13 protein-coding genes are annotated in these 14982 nt (G+C 50.1%); 4 read left to right on the top strand and 9 right to left on the bottom strand.

Annotated elements, in window-relative coordinates; translation table 11 throughout:
• Positions 1 to 270 precede the first annotated feature (270 nt).
• Together U6B65_04115 and U6B65_04110 are read left to right on the top strand one after the other, a co-directional pair.
• Positions 271 to 1509 (top strand): IS110 family transposase, encoded by a 1239-nt coding sequence (locus tag U6B65_04115; GenBank protein ID WRS28326.1) that lies wholly within the window; start codon positions 271 to 273, stop codon positions 1507 to 1509.
• Positions 1510 to 2174: 665 nt separating this feature from the next.
• A complete protein-coding gene (locus U6B65_04110; protein ID WRS28325.1) occupies positions 2175 to 2750 on the top strand; it encodes a manganese efflux pump MntP family protein in 576 nt (191 codons plus the stop codon).
• On the opposite strand, the gene U6B65_04105 is transcribed toward U6B65_04110, so the two are convergent.
• The 3 genes from U6B65_04105 to U6B65_04095 all read right to left on the bottom strand — a co-directional run bounded on the left by U6B65_04105 (position 2747) and on the right by U6B65_04095 (position 7453).
• Complete coding sequence (locus U6B65_04105) at positions 2747 to 4399, bottom strand: S41 family peptidase (protein WRS28324.1); 1653 nt, start codon at positions 4397 to 4399, stop codon at positions 2747 to 2749. The genes U6B65_04110 and U6B65_04105 overlap by 4 nt on opposite strands.
• A gap of 412 nt (positions 4400 to 4811) precedes the next feature.
• Positions 4812 to 6566 carry a dihydroxyacetone kinase subunit DhaK gene (gene dhaK / locus U6B65_04100; protein ID WRS28323.1) on the bottom strand — a complete coding sequence of 585 codons (1755 nt, stop codon included), beginning with the start codon at positions 6564 to 6566 and terminating at the stop codon, positions 4812 to 4814.
• A 119-nt stretch (positions 6567 to 6685) separates the two neighbouring features.
• On the bottom strand, positions 6686 to 7453 hold the full coding sequence (locus tag U6B65_04095) for a DeoR/GlpR family DNA-binding transcription regulator (GenBank protein WRS28322.1): 768 nt from the start codon (positions 7451 to 7453) through the stop codon (positions 6686 to 6688).
• Positions 7454 to 7823: 370 nt separating this feature from the next.
• Here U6B65_04095 and U6B65_04090 point away from each other — a divergent pair, with 370 nt between their 5' ends.
• Positions 7824 to 8672 carry a class II fructose-bisphosphate aldolase gene (locus U6B65_04090; GenBank protein ID WRS28321.1) on the top strand — a complete coding sequence of 283 codons (849 nt, stop codon included), beginning with the start codon at positions 7824 to 7826 and terminating at the stop codon, positions 8670 to 8672.
• Between the two features lie 90 nt (positions 8673 to 8762).
• On the opposite strand, the gene U6B65_04085 is transcribed toward U6B65_04090, so the two are convergent.
• From U6B65_04085 to U6B65_04070, 4 genes are all read right to left on the bottom strand, one after another.
• Positions 8763 to 9341 carry an ATP-binding cassette domain-containing protein gene (locus U6B65_04085; GenBank protein ID WRS28320.1) on the bottom strand — a complete coding sequence of 193 codons (579 nt, stop codon included), beginning with the start codon at positions 9339 to 9341 and terminating at the stop codon, positions 8763 to 8765.
• A gap of 5 nt (positions 9342 to 9346) precedes the next feature.
• Positions 9347 to 10120: an ABC transporter permease subunit gene (locus U6B65_04080; protein WRS28319.1), complete on the bottom strand. Its 774-nt coding sequence runs from the start codon at positions 10118 to 10120 to the stop codon at positions 9347 to 9349.
• A complete protein-coding gene (locus U6B65_04075; GenBank protein ID WRS28318.1) occupies positions 10095 to 11183 on the bottom strand; it encodes an MqnA/MqnD/SBP family protein in 1089 nt (362 codons plus the stop codon). The genes U6B65_04080 and U6B65_04075 overlap by 26 nt, the downstream gene beginning before the upstream one ends.
• Before the next feature lie 81 nt (positions 11184 to 11264).
• Positions 11265 to 11945 carry a Crp/Fnr family transcriptional regulator gene (locus U6B65_04070; GenBank protein ID WRS28317.1) on the bottom strand — a complete coding sequence of 227 codons (681 nt, stop codon included), beginning with the start codon at positions 11943 to 11945 and terminating at the stop codon, positions 11265 to 11267.
• Positions 11946 to 12029: 84 nt separating this feature from the next.
• On the opposite strand from U6B65_04070, the gene U6B65_04065 reads away from it, so the two are divergent.
• On the top strand, positions 12030 to 12239 hold the full coding sequence (locus U6B65_04065; protein ID WRS28316.1) for a hypothetical protein: 210 nt from the start codon (positions 12030 to 12032) through the stop codon (positions 12237 to 12239).
• A gap of 59 nt (positions 12240 to 12298) precedes the next feature.
• Here the strand turns inward: U6B65_04065 and U6B65_04060 are convergent, their stop codons facing one another.
• Entirely contained in the window at positions 12299 to 13714 is a 1416-nt protein-coding gene (locus U6B65_04060; protein WRS28315.1) for a HAMP domain-containing sensor histidine kinase, read from the bottom strand.
• Between the two features lie 41 nt (positions 13715 to 13755).
• Positions 13756 to 14433, bottom strand: coding sequence for a response regulator transcription factor (locus tag U6B65_04055; GenBank protein WRS28314.1), 678 nt, complete (start codon positions 14431 to 14433; stop codon positions 13756 to 13758).
• Positions 14434 to 14982 lie beyond the last annotated feature (549 nt).

The raw sequence follows: 14982 nt of genomic DNA, 5'->3' as shown, positions 1-14982 counted from the left end.
TACTATATATTTGGTTGGTGGCGCAGCATCCAGTTGCGCCATTATCCATTTCATTGCCTAAGCTGATAGAATGAGAGGACAATAGGCCTGGCGGTTATCTCCAAGGACTTCGCGTCCGTTGAAAAGTCAGTCAGTCATCCTCTCGCTCGCAGCGTTCGATTTGTGCAGGTAGAGCCGCCATCCGGCGCGTTCGTGTCATCAAACAGATAGAATCGGCAGTGAGAAAAGGATGGTACGCCAATTGTAAATCTGTGATGGGAGCGTGGGGTTATGAACGCAGTCGGGATAGATATTTCCAAAGGGAAAAGCATGGTGTCGGTTCTTCGTCCCTTTGGGGAGCTGGTGGCAAAGCCCTATGAGGTACGCCACACCTCCAGTGAACTCAGCGAGCTGACAAAGCGGCTGAAAAGTCTGGAGGGCGAGACGCGGGTGGTTCTGGAACACACGGGGCGGTACTATGAACCGGTGGCCCAGATGCTGCATGACGCCGGAGTTTTTGTCAGTGCGGTCAATCCGCTGCTCATCAAGGAATACGGGAATAACTCGCTCCGTAAGGTCAAGACGGACAAAGCGGATGCGCTCAAGATTGCCCGGTATGGCCTTGACAACTGGGCCGAATTGCGCCAACATACTCCTATGGATACGATTCGCTACCAACTGAAAAGCATGAACCGGCAATATGGTCTGTACACCAAGAACAAGACGGCGCTGAAGAACAATCTCATTGCCCTGCTTGACCAGACCTACCCCGGAGTCAACGCCCTCTTTGAAAGCCCCGTTCGTGCGGATGGCAGCCAGAAGTGGGTGGATTTCGCCGCGTCCTTCTGGCACGTGGACTGCGTAAGGGGTATAGGACAGATCTCCTTCGTGGAGCGTTACCGCAAGTGGTGCAAGCGGCACGGATACAATTTCAGTACCGCCAAAGCTGCCCAGATTCACGCGGAAGCGAAAGAACTGATTGCCATGCTGCCGAAAAATCCGCTGTCCAAAGTGATGGTGCAGGAAGCAATTACACAACTGGGTACCGTTTCCAAAACCGTGGAGGTGTTCCGCGCGGAGATGAACCGGCTCGCACAGGAGCTTCCTGAATACGAAGTGGTTATGGGGTTGTATGGTGCCGGAAAATCTCTCGGGCCGCAGCTTATGGCGGAGATTGGCGATGTTCGCCGCTTTGCACACAAGGGCTCCTTGACGGCCTTTGCAGGGGTTGACCCGGGCGCAAACCAGTCCGGAAGCTACGAGGCGAAAAGCACGCGTTCGTCAAAGCGGGGCTCTCCGGAACTGCGAAAGACGCTCTTTATCCTCATGACAATCCTGCTGCAAAAAGCGCCCCCAGACGACCCTGTGTTTCAGTTTTTGAACAAAAAACGAGCCGAGGGTAAGCCCTATCATGTCTACATGACCGCTGGCTGTAACAAATTCCTGCGTATTTACTACGGCAGGGTAAAGGAATACATGAATACTCTGGACAAGCCTGTGGATATGGATTCCACTGGGCTATCTCGCTAAACTCGTTCCGCATAGCTTTGGTCGGCGCTACTGGCGGCGGCCTATTAGTGTTCCACCTTTTCGCGTTGCTGTTTTTCTTCATTTTCCTATTGACTTCTTATTTGCAGGCTTTTATATACTTTGTTGAAGACAGCACTTTTTTGCTGCAAAATAAGCACTTCATCTTAATTAGCAATAGTTAAGAAAAAATATACAAGAGTAAGCCTGATCTAACTAAGCCTAGGACATGCCAAATATAGGCTAATACCCATAAAAATCGCACAACCAAAGCATTTCCGGGGCTTGACAGATACGGGGGCATATGCTAAAATGCAAAAATAATCAAAACACTCGTGAGGGAGTAGTTATCGCCGCTGGCGTGGTAAGTCAACACACTGACTGTAATGGTCTGGCTTATCTTAAATGACGAGACTCATGCATAGCTTTTTCATACAGCTTAATTTTGTCAAATGCGAAATTTGGGTTTGTGTGGCAGGCCATGCCTGAGTTTTTTCTTTTGCCTAAAATACCCGGTCTTGCGAATAAATAAAGGAAATCGCCGTATTTATTCAATAGGTATTTTTTAGCGGTCACCTTTATTACCCAGTTAAGGCAGGGCAATGCTATACAGAGCTTATGCAAGAGACTTTTTCTTCCTGTAGAAGTATATTAGGAGGGTATTGGATTTGAGTTGGATTGAACTGTTTGTATTTGCGGTGGGGGTATCCATGGATGCCTTTGCAGTGGCGATTTGCTTGGGGCTTTCCATGAAAAAAGCCACTCTGCGCAAGGGTATGGTAGTGGGGCTATATTTTGGCCTGTTTCAGGCGATTATGCCGCTTGCCGGATATCTGTTGGGTGCTCAGTTTGCCGATTACATTACAGCCATTGATCATTGGATTGCCTTTGTGCTTCTGGCAATTTTAGGTGGAAAAATGATTGTAGGCAGTCTGAAAAAAGAACACGAGGAAGCTTCCCGGGAAGAAGCCTCCCTCCAATTCTCAGCCATGCTCCCCTTAGCTGTAGCAACCAGTATTGATGCACTGGCTGTGGGTGTTTCCTTCGCCTTTTTAAAGGTGGAAGTCATTCCCGCCGTATTCTTTATCGGAAGTGTTACCTTCCTGCTTTCGATGCTGGGGGTTAAGCTGGGCCATATTTGTGGTGCCAAGCTCAAACAACGGGCGGAATTTTCCGGTGGCGGCATTCTTGTGCTGATGGGCCTGGAAATTCTGCTTGAACACATGGAGCTGATTCCCTTTTAAGGCTGACTTAACTCGTAGTTGGCAGCAAAACGAAGAACCCTTTCGAGACTTTCGCCGGGAGGAGCCCATAAATCTGGGGCATAACCTTTTCCCTCAAAGGGAGAAAGATCGGGTGTCAGAAACAGCGAAAAGCCACAGGTGATGCAAAGGCGGCTTTTGGGCAGATAAATCTCTCGGATATTCCCCATGGTTCCCATGCCGCTGGTGCTGGTGCCAACAATAATTACATTTTCCATTTCCTGCAGGGCGGCCACGAAGGTTTCTGCTGAGGATGCCACGCCGCTGTCGATCAGAACAAAAACAACATTTTCGTTGGGAACCAGCTTTGCGGAGCCATAAAGGACATCGGTCCAGCCGGGAATACGGCCTTCTTGATCCGCTTCATAGAACATATCCTCCAGCCAAGTGCGAATCCACCCGGCGCTTTGATAAACCGTATTGGTCAGGAGCGAAACATTGATAGAGGCATAATTGCCCGGTTCAAAAAGGCCGGCATAATTCTGTATCCATTTAAAAGCGTAGGAATCGTTTCCTCCGGGATTGCCGCGCAAATCCAGAATCAGCACCGGTTCAGTGCTTAGTGTGGCGGCTTCCTCGGTAAAGGCAGTCAGCTGGGGGTCAGCATCGTTGAGAGGGTCATTATCCTCCGCATAAAGGCGGCGGTTTTCCAAGATGGAAATACCCTCCCGCTCATAGCGGTTATAGCCCGCTGACTGTTTCCGCAGGGCCTTTGTATATTCGGTATCCGCCTGCTGCAAAGGCAAAGAATGCTCCAAGGGATCGCCGTTTTCATTCCGAAGGGTCAGGGTCAGGCTGGAATATTCCCCCGGCTCCACATGGGTGATGCCGATTGCCCATGCAGGTGTTCCTTCTTGGGTCAGAATCAGGCGCAGGAATTCTTCAGGAGGCTTGCCCTCCACGGCGGTCAAGGTCAGGCGTGTTCCATCCAAAGTTGTGATAAACTCGTTTCCTTCCTGCTCAAAGAGCAGCTCCTCGTTGAAGCTGTAATAACGGTGTGTATGAGCGGTGGAAAAGCTCTCGCTATCCACCACAAAATGGCTATCCACAATAATGGGTTCCAGAAATTCAATGAGGATATCATATTTATAAGTGAACAGATCCACCGGATCCTTTTGCTGAGCCAAAGCGGCCAGCATTTTTTCTTTTGCGGTGTTAAATACAGCGTCTCCGCCCAAATAACCATAGCCGCAGTAGCCGTATTTTAAATAAGAAAACAAAAACTCAATTTCCTCTTTAGCTTCGGCGTGGCTGAGCTTTTTGGGCATTTCCAGAACCGCCTCATCAAAACTGCCTACTCCTTCTGTAAGGGAACGGGCAATTTGCAGGTCGGTTTCCAATTCCAGATCGGGAGTAAGGTAAAGCTCAACCTGCTTTTTCACCGCATCGTCAATGGGTGCAAAAACTTGGCGGCGGCTGGCTATAATCTGTTGGCGGAGTATGCTGGGAAGGCGCTGATCCAAACTGTATTGGAAGGTTTCCTCCGGTTCGGAGGACGAGAGACTGCTTTCCGATTCCTCGGGAACGCGGGAGGCCAAGGACCACTGCTGCTTCCAATCCGCTGAACAGGAGCATAAAAGAAGAAGAGCCATAAAAAAGGCTGTCAATTGAACAAGCTTGATTTTGCGCACAGAAATCTCCTTTTTATTCAAATGCGGCTGCCGCTCATATATACTCATACAGCTTGAAAATTGTGATGCAATTTTGAAGCTGCGGGCTTCGCCCACAAACACGCACTGCGTGTAAAGGAGTATGAAGTCGGTATAGACCGCTTATGGCGGTTAGCGGCAGATTGCCGCTGTTTAAAACCACATTGTGGTTTTAAACCTATACAACTATAAGGAGGGTGCCGCGGGCATGTTGCTTCACGAGGAAGAAAAAAGACATAGACTGAACTGTTCACTAGTATAACGCATGAGAGAGAACAGTGTCAATCTTGTCGCACTTTATTCAGTATACAGGCCCCATACCGACAAAAAAGAAGAAAAAGCGTACAGAATCCAGTTCTGCACGCTTTTTCACAGAGTCTAAGACCTTATTTTGTTACCGGAGAGCTTCGCCGATTTGGGTGAAGATTACGCCCAGAGCATGAGCTCCTGCATCGGGATAGCCAAGGCTCCGCTCTCCCACTGTTCCAGCACGGCCCATGCGGGCCACGATTTCCTTGGTTTTATCGGCACCCTGCACAGCGGCCTGTGCAGCATTTTTGAAGGTTTCCATCAAGCTATCTCCCTTACGAGCGGCCTCGCTCCATGCATCGGCGCAGGGAACAAGGGCATCGATAAGGGTTTTGTCGCCCACAACAGCACCCCGGCCAAAGGAACGCTTGCCGGTGGTCTGCACACCCTCCACAGCGGCCTGCATGATATCGGCGAAGGCGGGCAGGGTCAGGCTGGTGGTTTCTCCGGCGGCCTTGGCGGCATATTTGAAGGCAAAGCCCCAGATAGGGCCGGAAGCACCCCCGCAATGCTCCATGATCACAACGGAGCAGGCATCCAGAAATTCCCCAATGGTTTTGGAACCGGCCAAAATACCGCTCCACTCCCGTTTGAGCTGCCGGAAGCCCTTGGCTACGCTCATGCCGAAGTCACCGTCACCCGCATGAGAATCCAGATCGCAGAAGGGAACCTCATTTTCAATGATGATTTCGCTCATTTTATCCACAAGGAAAGTCACGTTCTCCAGCGAAAGCCCTTCGCCCTGAATGGTGTCTCCGCCCTTGGAGGTATCGGCTTTGTAGGAAACGGGATGATCCTCATTTTCGTGGCTCAGAGGGATATAAACAGGGGAAGCGGCGGGGCCATCCACCGGGAAGCCGGGGGCAGTGGATTTGGCATCCAGATAGCCCTTCAGCTCATCATCCAGAACAAGGAAGGAAAGGGAAGCCCCCTCCATATCCAAGCTGGTCATATAATTGCCCACAAAGGTGCGGTAAACCCTAATGCCTTTTTCCGCCAGCTGGCCCATAACCGAGTTGTTGAAAACATACAGCTCCATGAGAGGAGTGGCGCCGAAGCCGTTGACCAGAAGAGCGATCTCGTGGGGCTTGCCGACATCCAGCTTCATATCGGCCAGCAGAGCCGATACCATGCGCTGAGCCAGCTGGTCTGCGGAGGCAACAGGCTCCCGGCGGATACCCGGCTCACCGTGAATACCCACACCGTATTCCATTTCATCATCGGCGATGGTGAGAGTGGGGCTGCCTTTGGCCGGCACTGTGCAGGAGGAGAAGGCAAAACCGAGGCTGCGGACATGATCGGCGGTCTTTTGTGCCACTCGCTTGACTTCTGCAAGGGAAAGCCCGGCCTGTGCAGCGGCTCCGGCCAGCTTATGCACCAAAACCGTTCCGGCCACGCCCCGGCGGCCTACGGTATAAAGACTATCCTCCACGGCGATATCATCGTCGACCTTGATATAATTGACCTCAATGCCATCCATTTCAGCTAAAAAGGCGGCGCTCTGGAAGTTCATGATATCGCCGCTGTAGTTTTTGATAATCAGCAGAACGCCCTTGTCACCGGCACTGTCCTTGATGGCCTGATAAACCTGAATTTGAGAGGGAGAGGCAAAAACATCACCGCAGACAGCCACATCCAGCATACCGGTGCCTATGTATCCGGCGTGGGCGGGTTCATGGCCGCTTCCGCCGCCGCTGAGCAGGCTGACCTTGCTGCGGTCGATATTTTTCTTCCGTAGGAATTTGTACTTGAAATCGGCGTGCAGCTCGGTATTGGCCAGTGCCAGCCCGGCACACATTTCCAAAACGGTTCTGTCTAAGGCATTGAGTATTTTCTTCATACTTTTTTCTCCCTTGCAAATGAATTTAGGTTGTGGAGGATACGTCTTAGTAAATTGTATAAAAAAACCCCTGCTCTGAAAGAAAAGGGGCTTTCAACCGTGAAAAGGGTGCCCAGTAACTAGGCCAAAACAAGGTTGACGCTGGTTCGATAAAGGGCAAGGCTCGGCTCCTTGGGCAGGGCATCGGTGATGAGATAATCCACTTCTCCCACAAAATCGGCAAACTTGCACATATAGAACTCGTCAAATTTGGTGTGATCCGAAAGCACAAAGGTTTGCTTAGAGGAATGCATCATGCACCGCTTAATGGAGGCCTCCTCAAAGGTAGGGGAGGAATAGCCATAGGAGGGATCAATGCCGTTGGTGCCTAAAAAGCATTTTTCCACCTTGACCCCTCGGATCATATTTTCCGCCACTACGCCCAGAGCGGCCTGCAAGGCATACACAATCTGCCCGCCTGTATGGAGCACCCGGATATCCGGTGTATCGGCGAAAAGGGAAACAATCACAAAGGAATTGGTGATCACAGTGAGCCTGCTGCGGCCACCTGCGGCAATCAGCCTTGCCAGCTCCAGCACCGTAGTGGAGCTATCCATAAAAATAGCGTCGTTATCCTGAACATAATCATAGGCTTTTCGGGCGATGCGCTTTTTTTCCTCTGTGCAAAGGTCGAGGAGATCTTGCTGCCGGATCATACGGCTGGTGGGATTCACAGAGGTGGCGCCGCCGTGCACCCGATGCACTTTGTTTTGTGCCTGTAAATCCTCCAGATCACGGCGAACAGTGGCCTCGGTGGCCTTGAGCAGGGTGCTCAGCTCGGTGACCTTGACGATCTTTTTTTCGCTGATCAGCTCCAGAATTTTGTTTTTTCTTTCTTCAGCCAGCATGGGAACAAACCTGCCTTCATAAAAAGTATATTCATCGACAGCAATGCCAAATGAGCGGTAATAAGCGGTATTGTTTGCCGCGAAGCCATTCAAAAAGATACATGCCTTGGGGTGATCTATACAAAATAGGACTCGACTATTTTCGATTTTTGACAATAGTATTGTAACAAGAAATGAATAAACATTCAATACCGTGATCGATTTTTTTTTGTTTCTGGGGATTCGCACAAACCGGCCCTGTTTTTAGCAGAATATACAACCATTCTTACAATTATTGGGAAATCTTATTGACAAGCAGCATTGTAAGCGATAATATTAAAATATAAACAAACACAAACAAACATTTATGCATCGCGAAAGGAAGAGTTTTATGGCTTTTGAAAGAGTGAGCACAATCCTTAAAATGGCTGATAAGGCGAATACCTCTGTCATTGCATTCAACTGCACGGATTACAACATGGCCTATAGCGTTGTCACCGTGGCGGAGGAGCTGAAAACCCCGGTTTTGGTTATGCTCTATCCCGGTCACAGTATTGAAAACAATGTTGCCTCCCTTTCTACCTTTGCGCAAATGGTCAGAAAGCTGGCGGATGATGTGAAGGTTCCCATCGGCCTGCATCTGGATCATTGCAGCGATTACGGATATCTGATGCATGCCATTAAAAGCGGCTTTACCTCCATTATGTATGACGGCTCGATGCTCCCTGTGGAAGAAAACATCAAAAACACCCAGAAGGTTGTGGAAACGGCCCATCTCTTTAGCGTGGATGTGGAGGCCGAGTTGGGACATGTTGGTGTTGCCGCTACCGCTTCCGATCAAAGCAACGAGGATCTTTACACCAAGCCCGAGGTTACCGCTGATTTCTATGAGCGCACCAATGTAGATTCCATCGCTGTTGCAGTGGGCAGTGCTCACGGTGTTTATAAAGTAACCCCCAAGCTGGATCTTGCGCGTTTGGAAGAGATCAACAACGCCACCGACGTTCCGCTGGTTATGCACGGCGGCAGCGGAATCCCGGAAGATCAGCTGGAAATCGCTTTCCGCAAGGGTATCAATAAGTTCAATGTGGGAACGGAGTTCTTCCAGCTTTACACCGATTCCATTAAGGAATACATAAACAGCCCGGGCGCCGATGTGTTTGGTCTGCCCAAATACACCCAAGAAAAACTGATGGAATATCTCCGGGTTAAAATGCTGCTCTCCAAATTCACTTATTAAAGCCGGCATCTTTTATTGCGATATACAAAACAGCCTGCCATTCCTTTAAGGAGTGACAGGCTTTTAACATATTAAAGACTATTGGACGCTTTAAAGAGGAAAATGAATCATTTCACTGCCCATAAAGGCAGCCTCACGTTCATCGTGGGTGACCCAAATCATGGTTTTGCCCATTGCCTGCTCCCGAACATGGGACATCACCAGCTCTTTGGTTTCATGATCCAGCCCTTTAAAGGGCTCATCCATAACCAGCAGATTGCCGCCGCTGACCAGCGCTCTGGCGATTGCAACCCGCCGCTTCATACCGCCGCTCATCTCCCGCACAGGCTGGTGGAGAGCGCCGGGAAGGCCGAGACTTTCAAGGGCTGCATCCAGTTCGGGAGCGGTGGCTTTGCCCGGGCGAACCATCCGCAGATTGGCCCCGGCACTTAGATTTTCGCACAGGCGATTTTCTTGAAATACAGGCGCAAGCCGATACCCTTCAAGGCCGGTGATTTCTCCCGCATCCGCTTTGACCAGCCCCATTAAAACGTGCAGAAGCGTGGTTTTGCCGTAGCCGGAAGGCCCCATGATGCAGTAGCTTTTCCCTGTTTCAAAGCGCAAGGAAACATTTTGGAGAACCTGAGTGCTTTCGTAAGCCTTTGAAATGCCGCAAAGCTCAATTGCCACAGCTCTCACATCCTTTCCAAGGAACTGGCCAGCTTTTGAAGCAGAGCCAAAAATGTGCGTTCCAGTAGAAAGCTAATAGCGATAACCATAACAGTCCAAGCCAATACTGTTTTGGCATCCACAAAAATCTTGGCTTGATAAAGCTGCTCGCCAATGGAACCAAGTGGCAGCCCGATTACCTCAGCGGATATCCCGGATTTCCAACAGACACCCAGCGAAAGACTACAGGCAGATACCAAAAAAGGCATCAGCTGGGAAAAATAAATGTACACCATCTGCCGCAGGGGCGGTACGCCAAAGGCTGAGGCCATTTCCAGCAGCTTTTGATCGGTGCTTTGCAGGCCAGTGAGCACATTGGAATACATAATGGGCAGAGCCATCAAAAAGGAAATGCAAATTGAAAGGCTCCGGGAAGAAAGAAACAACAGGCATAAAATAATATAGGAGGCCATGGGTGCCGCATTGATGATTCCCATAAAGGGCCGCAGAAAAACTGCCATGGCCCGGCTGCGGTAGGCACCCACAGCCAGTAGGATACCTGCGGCAAAAGCCAGACCAAAGCCGGCAACTACCCGGGAAAGGGAAAAGGCAACACTGCTCCAGAAACTGCCGGTGGACATTAAGCCCAGCAGCGTTTTGGCAACCGAAACAGGAGATGCCAGAAGCATCTCCTGTTTAATCGCTTTGCTGGCCAGATACCAGCAAAGCAGCCATAATGCGATTGCCAGAGCCTTTTCCCAAAGCCGAGGGGGCTTAGGGGAGGTAATAGAATCCTTCATCGGGCAGCTTTCCTCCTACAGACTGGGGGTTTTGCTCAGAGAGAACGGTTAAGTAGCCACTCAGCTTTTCCTGCATGGAAGCACCATCTATAAAGGTAATGTTGCAGGCAGGCAGTGCTTTTTCAGCCACCGCTGCATCAACGATACCGTATTTACCAACTAAAGCGGCGGCTTCGGCAACGTTGGTTTGAGTATAACTGGTGGAGGCGCAGTAATCGGTCATGAACTGTGCCACAGCACCGGGATAGGTTTCGGCAAACTCCTTGCGAACCACCACAACACCGGTCACCATACTGCTCTTTCCGGCGGAAACGGCATCCCATTCCTTGGTCCAGTCAAGAGCGACACGCAAACCGGGAATCTTGCCCCCGGCCACGGTTACAAAGGGCTGAGGCATAATGGCGATGGCATTTTCAGCCTGTGCCATGAGGGGAATGATCTCGGCTGCTTCGGATTTGTATTCAATGGTGACATCCTTGGTGGGATCAATGCCATTCTGGAGCAGAACATAGTTCAGGGCAAATTCAGGGGTAGCACCTTTACCAGTGGCATAAATAGTCTTGCCCTTGAGATCAGCAACAGATTTGACAGTATCGCCTTTTTCCACTACATAGAGAACACCAAGTGTGTTGATGGCCAGAACCTGCACCTTGCCCTCGGTGTTGTTGTAAAGGACAGAAGCCAGATTGGCGGGAACAGCGGCGATATCAATTTCACCCTTGGAAAGCTTGGGAACAATTTCATCGGTGGTGCCGATAGCAAAAGTGTAAGGGCTGGTTACAGCCTTATCCTCGGTATCCTGCATCAGCTTGACCATACCCATAGCGGTGGGGCCTTTCAGAGCGGAAACTCTGATTTCCTCGGGAGGAGTGGCATCGGTGGGAGCAGCGGCTTCCTCGGAGGCTTCTTCTGAGACTTCGGCGGGAGCGGCTTCGGAAGAGGTAGGGGAAGCTCCAGCAGAGGGAAGAGATTCACTTGTTTCGCCTGATTGATTGGGGGTGCATCCGGCCAGCATGGAAACGGCCAGCATCAGCACCAAAGCAAGGGATAAAAGCTTTTTCATAGATGGTACTCCTTTTGTCATAAAATACTGCACAAGGCAGACGGAGCAAAGCTCCAAAAATTCCGGCAATGCCGAAGGTTCTTACTGAGAAGAATCGTGGGTTTCCTGAACAATCTGCTCCAGAGAAGCGAGAGCAAGCAATTGAATGCTTTTTCCCTCTGCCGAAATCAACCCGGCATCGCTGAGGCGGCGCAGTTCACGGAAAAGGCTGGCACGGCTGACACCGATCACCTTGGCCAGCCGCTCCTTTGAGATGTCCAGAAAAACTTCTCCCTGAGGTGTTTGGTTTTTCAGCAAATACACCACCAATCGCCTGCGACAAGAGGGCATCGTTAAAAACTGGATTTTTTGGGTCAGGTAAGAAATCTTCTGGTTGCAAAGATAAGCGTAGCCCAATAACATTTGAGAGTTTTCTTCCAGAAGCCGCAAAAATTCGGTACGAGGAAAATAGGCAATCGTGGCTTTCTTATCCCCATACAGTCTTGTGGTTAGGCCTGCCTCGGTAAAAATAGTTGAGATACCAAAACTTTCACCGGGATTCAAGGTAGAAAGGTTCACACTGGTGCCATCGGCGCTGATGCTGTAAACCTGTACCCGCCCTGTGATCACCAGCCCCACTGCCGGATCGCCCTCAGGCGCACCGGAAATTTCACTGCCCTTGGCAAAATCCCGCAGAAAAAATCGGGTTTGCTCGGGGACACAGTGACAGAAAAGCTGACTTTTCTCGAAAGCCTGAGAAACGGCAGGGGAAGGGCAATCCATAGGCTTTTTTCCTTTCGGCTCCTGAAAGCGCTTGTTATGGTACATTGACTATAACATAACAATAACCCAAATACAATGAATTAAATGCTGAAAATCGTTTCATCTGATACGGTTTTTATGTGGAACATGAGAAAAGGCAAGCCGTTGCCTTGGCATAATTCACAAGATATGGTTCCAAAATTTGCACATGCCAGTCAAAAGAGAAGCCCGCTTCTCCTCCTGATAGGAAAAGAAGCGGGCAATGCTGTGGTGCGCAGCGAAGGCCTAAATAATGCCACAAAACCTTGCACCTAGACAATTCAAAACGCTATCAAACTATTGCTGTTGTCACGTTTTGAATTGTTCAGCAGGCATTAAATAAAGCCTCCGTCCTCGCAGGGCAGAGAGAACCAAAAGGTACTTCCTTGACCCGGGCTGGAAACAACTCCATACTCCACATCCGGGTGCTGGCTGAGTATAGCCTTGACAATCGAAAGCCCCAGCCCGGTGCCGGTGGCCATCCGTTTGTGCACCGAATCCACCTTGTAATACCGCTCCCACACATAGGGGAGGCTTTCCTCGGGGATGCCCTCGCCGGTATCGGTCACACTGACCTTTACACGCCCGTTTTCCAGAAGCTGGGTCAGGGTAATTCGTTTATCCGGACCGGTATGGGTGATGGCATTGGTCATAAAGTTATAGATAACCTGACCAATCCGGTCGCAATCCGCTGCAACCCAGCAGGAACCGCTGTGCACAAAGTCAATTTGATAGCCATCCTGCTGGCAAAAGTGGGTAAACCGCCCCAGAATACCTTCAATTTCATCGGTCAAGTTGAAGCGGGTGGGGTTGAGTGGCTGGTTGCCCGATTGGAGCCTTGAAAGATCCAGCAGGTCGTTGACCAGCGAGGTAAGCCGCTTGGATTCATCAATGATGACCTGCATGTTTTCTGGAACATTTTCTCCCGGCAGCTCCTGAATCATTTCACTATAGCCGGTAATCAGGGTGAGGGGGGTGCGCAGATCGTGGGAAACGTTGGCGATCAGCTCCCGGCGCAGGCTGTCTGTTTTGGCAAGCTCCCGGGCAGCCTGATCCAGAATGTCCGCCAGATCGGCAATTTCCTGATAACCCCGGCCATCAAATGCAACCTGATAGTTGCCTGCGGCCAGTTCTCTGGCCGATCGGCCCAGCCTTTCGATAGGGCGGGAGACCCGATTGGAAATCAGAAGCGCCAGTGCCGCCGCCAGTGCGATCATAATCACGCTGATGCAGGTCAGCTGAATCTGAAGGGTTTGCACGGTGGCATCCACAGGGGAAATATTGGCGCTGACCATCAAAAGGCGGTTTTCTTGGGCGGTGGGCAGCAGCTTGACATACAGAATGCTTTCACTTTCAGAAGAACCGGCCGGTGGAAACCGCTTGACAATGGCATCCCCGGTCTGAGATGCCTGAGAAAACAAAACGGCCTTCTCCTTGGGGCGATATTGGCTTTTGATGTTGGAAGAAACATTGCTCCCTGCCACCAGCATCGTTTCCAGCGAAGGGGAGAGAACCTCCACATATAAATCATCGTGATCGGTGAGCATAGCCAAAAGCCCATCCCAATTGCTTTCTGTAATATAGCCGGAAATCGTTTGGGCTACATTTTTGACCTGGGCCGCTTTGATTGTTTTGTAAAAGCTATCCAACAAAACCGTTTGGAAAAGCCAAAGCATCATCAAAAGCAAAAAGCAGAAGCCGACAAGATAAAGATATATTTTCCATTTAATACTGATCTGTTTTGGTTTCAAAAATCCACCCTCTCCGCAAAATCTTTCAATGTTTAAGCGACTCAGCCGTCAAACCGGTATCCAATGCCGCGAAGGGTGGTGATAAAGCCGCTGTAAGGCCCAAGCGCCTTGCGAAGCATTTTGATGTGTGTATCCAGTGTCCGGTCGTCGCCGTAAAAATCGTAGCCCCAAACCTCGGTGAGCAGCTTTTCACGGTCAAGGGCGATGCCCCGATTGCGCACCATATAAAAAAGCAGGTCGTATTCCTTGGGGGAAAGATCGGCATGTTTTTCATCCACCTGCACCAGACGGGCTGTAAAATCCACCATAAGGCCATCTCGCTGGTAAATTTCGTGGGCAGAGTTGCTTTCGCCGCAGGCACGGGTTCTTTTGAGCACTGCCTGAATGCGGAGCATCAGTTCTTTGGGCGAAAAGGGCTTGACCACATAATCGTCCACCCCCGACTGGAAGCCGTGAATTTTATCGTATTCTTCACCCCGGGCGGAAAGCATGATGACCGGAACATTGCTGGTTTTGCGTATTTCCTCCACAGCGGAAAAACCATCCAGCTCCGGCATCATTACATCCATTACAACCACATCAAACTCCGACTGGCGGCAAAGGGTGACCGCTTCCATTCCGTTGGCAGCCTCGGTGACCTGGTGGCCCTCGAACAGAGCGTATTTTTTGACCAGCTGCCGGATTTTTTCTTCATCATCGGCCACCAGTATTTTAAACATGCTTGACCACCTGCCTTTTGGGTTTATCGTAAGATAGGATATCTCCTCATGGCTTTATGAAGCTGAACTTTCGCACTTCCGCACTCATGCCGTTCGGCTGGCACATCCTTTCTCCACGATGAGAAAGGATGCAAAGAATCGCCAAGGGGGCGCTCCCCCTTGGTACCCCCCAGATCCGAACTTGGGTTCAATTTAAATATTAGGCTTGGATCTTGTCCGTATCCATAGGCCGGGCATAAAAATGGAAAATACACTAAGCGCTTTGCGGTTATTATACCATAAAAACAAAGTGTTATGGTATAATAACCCAGCGCATAAGGCAGTATAACATCGGATTTTATCGATATTATACCACAATATATCTTTAAAAACACCAATCCCCCCTGTCCTGCTGCCCGTTATCAGCTTGACAGAGGGGGAAAGTTGCATCACCCTTCCTAACGGTATATCTGTATCCTTTTAAAGGCCTTTACAAATGAGGAGCTTAATCGAATGTGAATGTGTTTGCTTTCAGAAAATTAAGATGAAAGCCGTGCAAAGGTTTAAGAA

The sequence above is a fragment of the Oscillospiraceae bacterium MB08-C2-2 genome, from assembly GCA_035621215.1.
Taxonomy (GTDB): Bacteria; Bacillota; Clostridia; order Oscillospirales; family Ruminococcaceae; genus WRAV01.
Note: the sequence above shows the minus strand (reverse complement) of the source record. Positions and strands in the feature narration are given on the sequence as shown.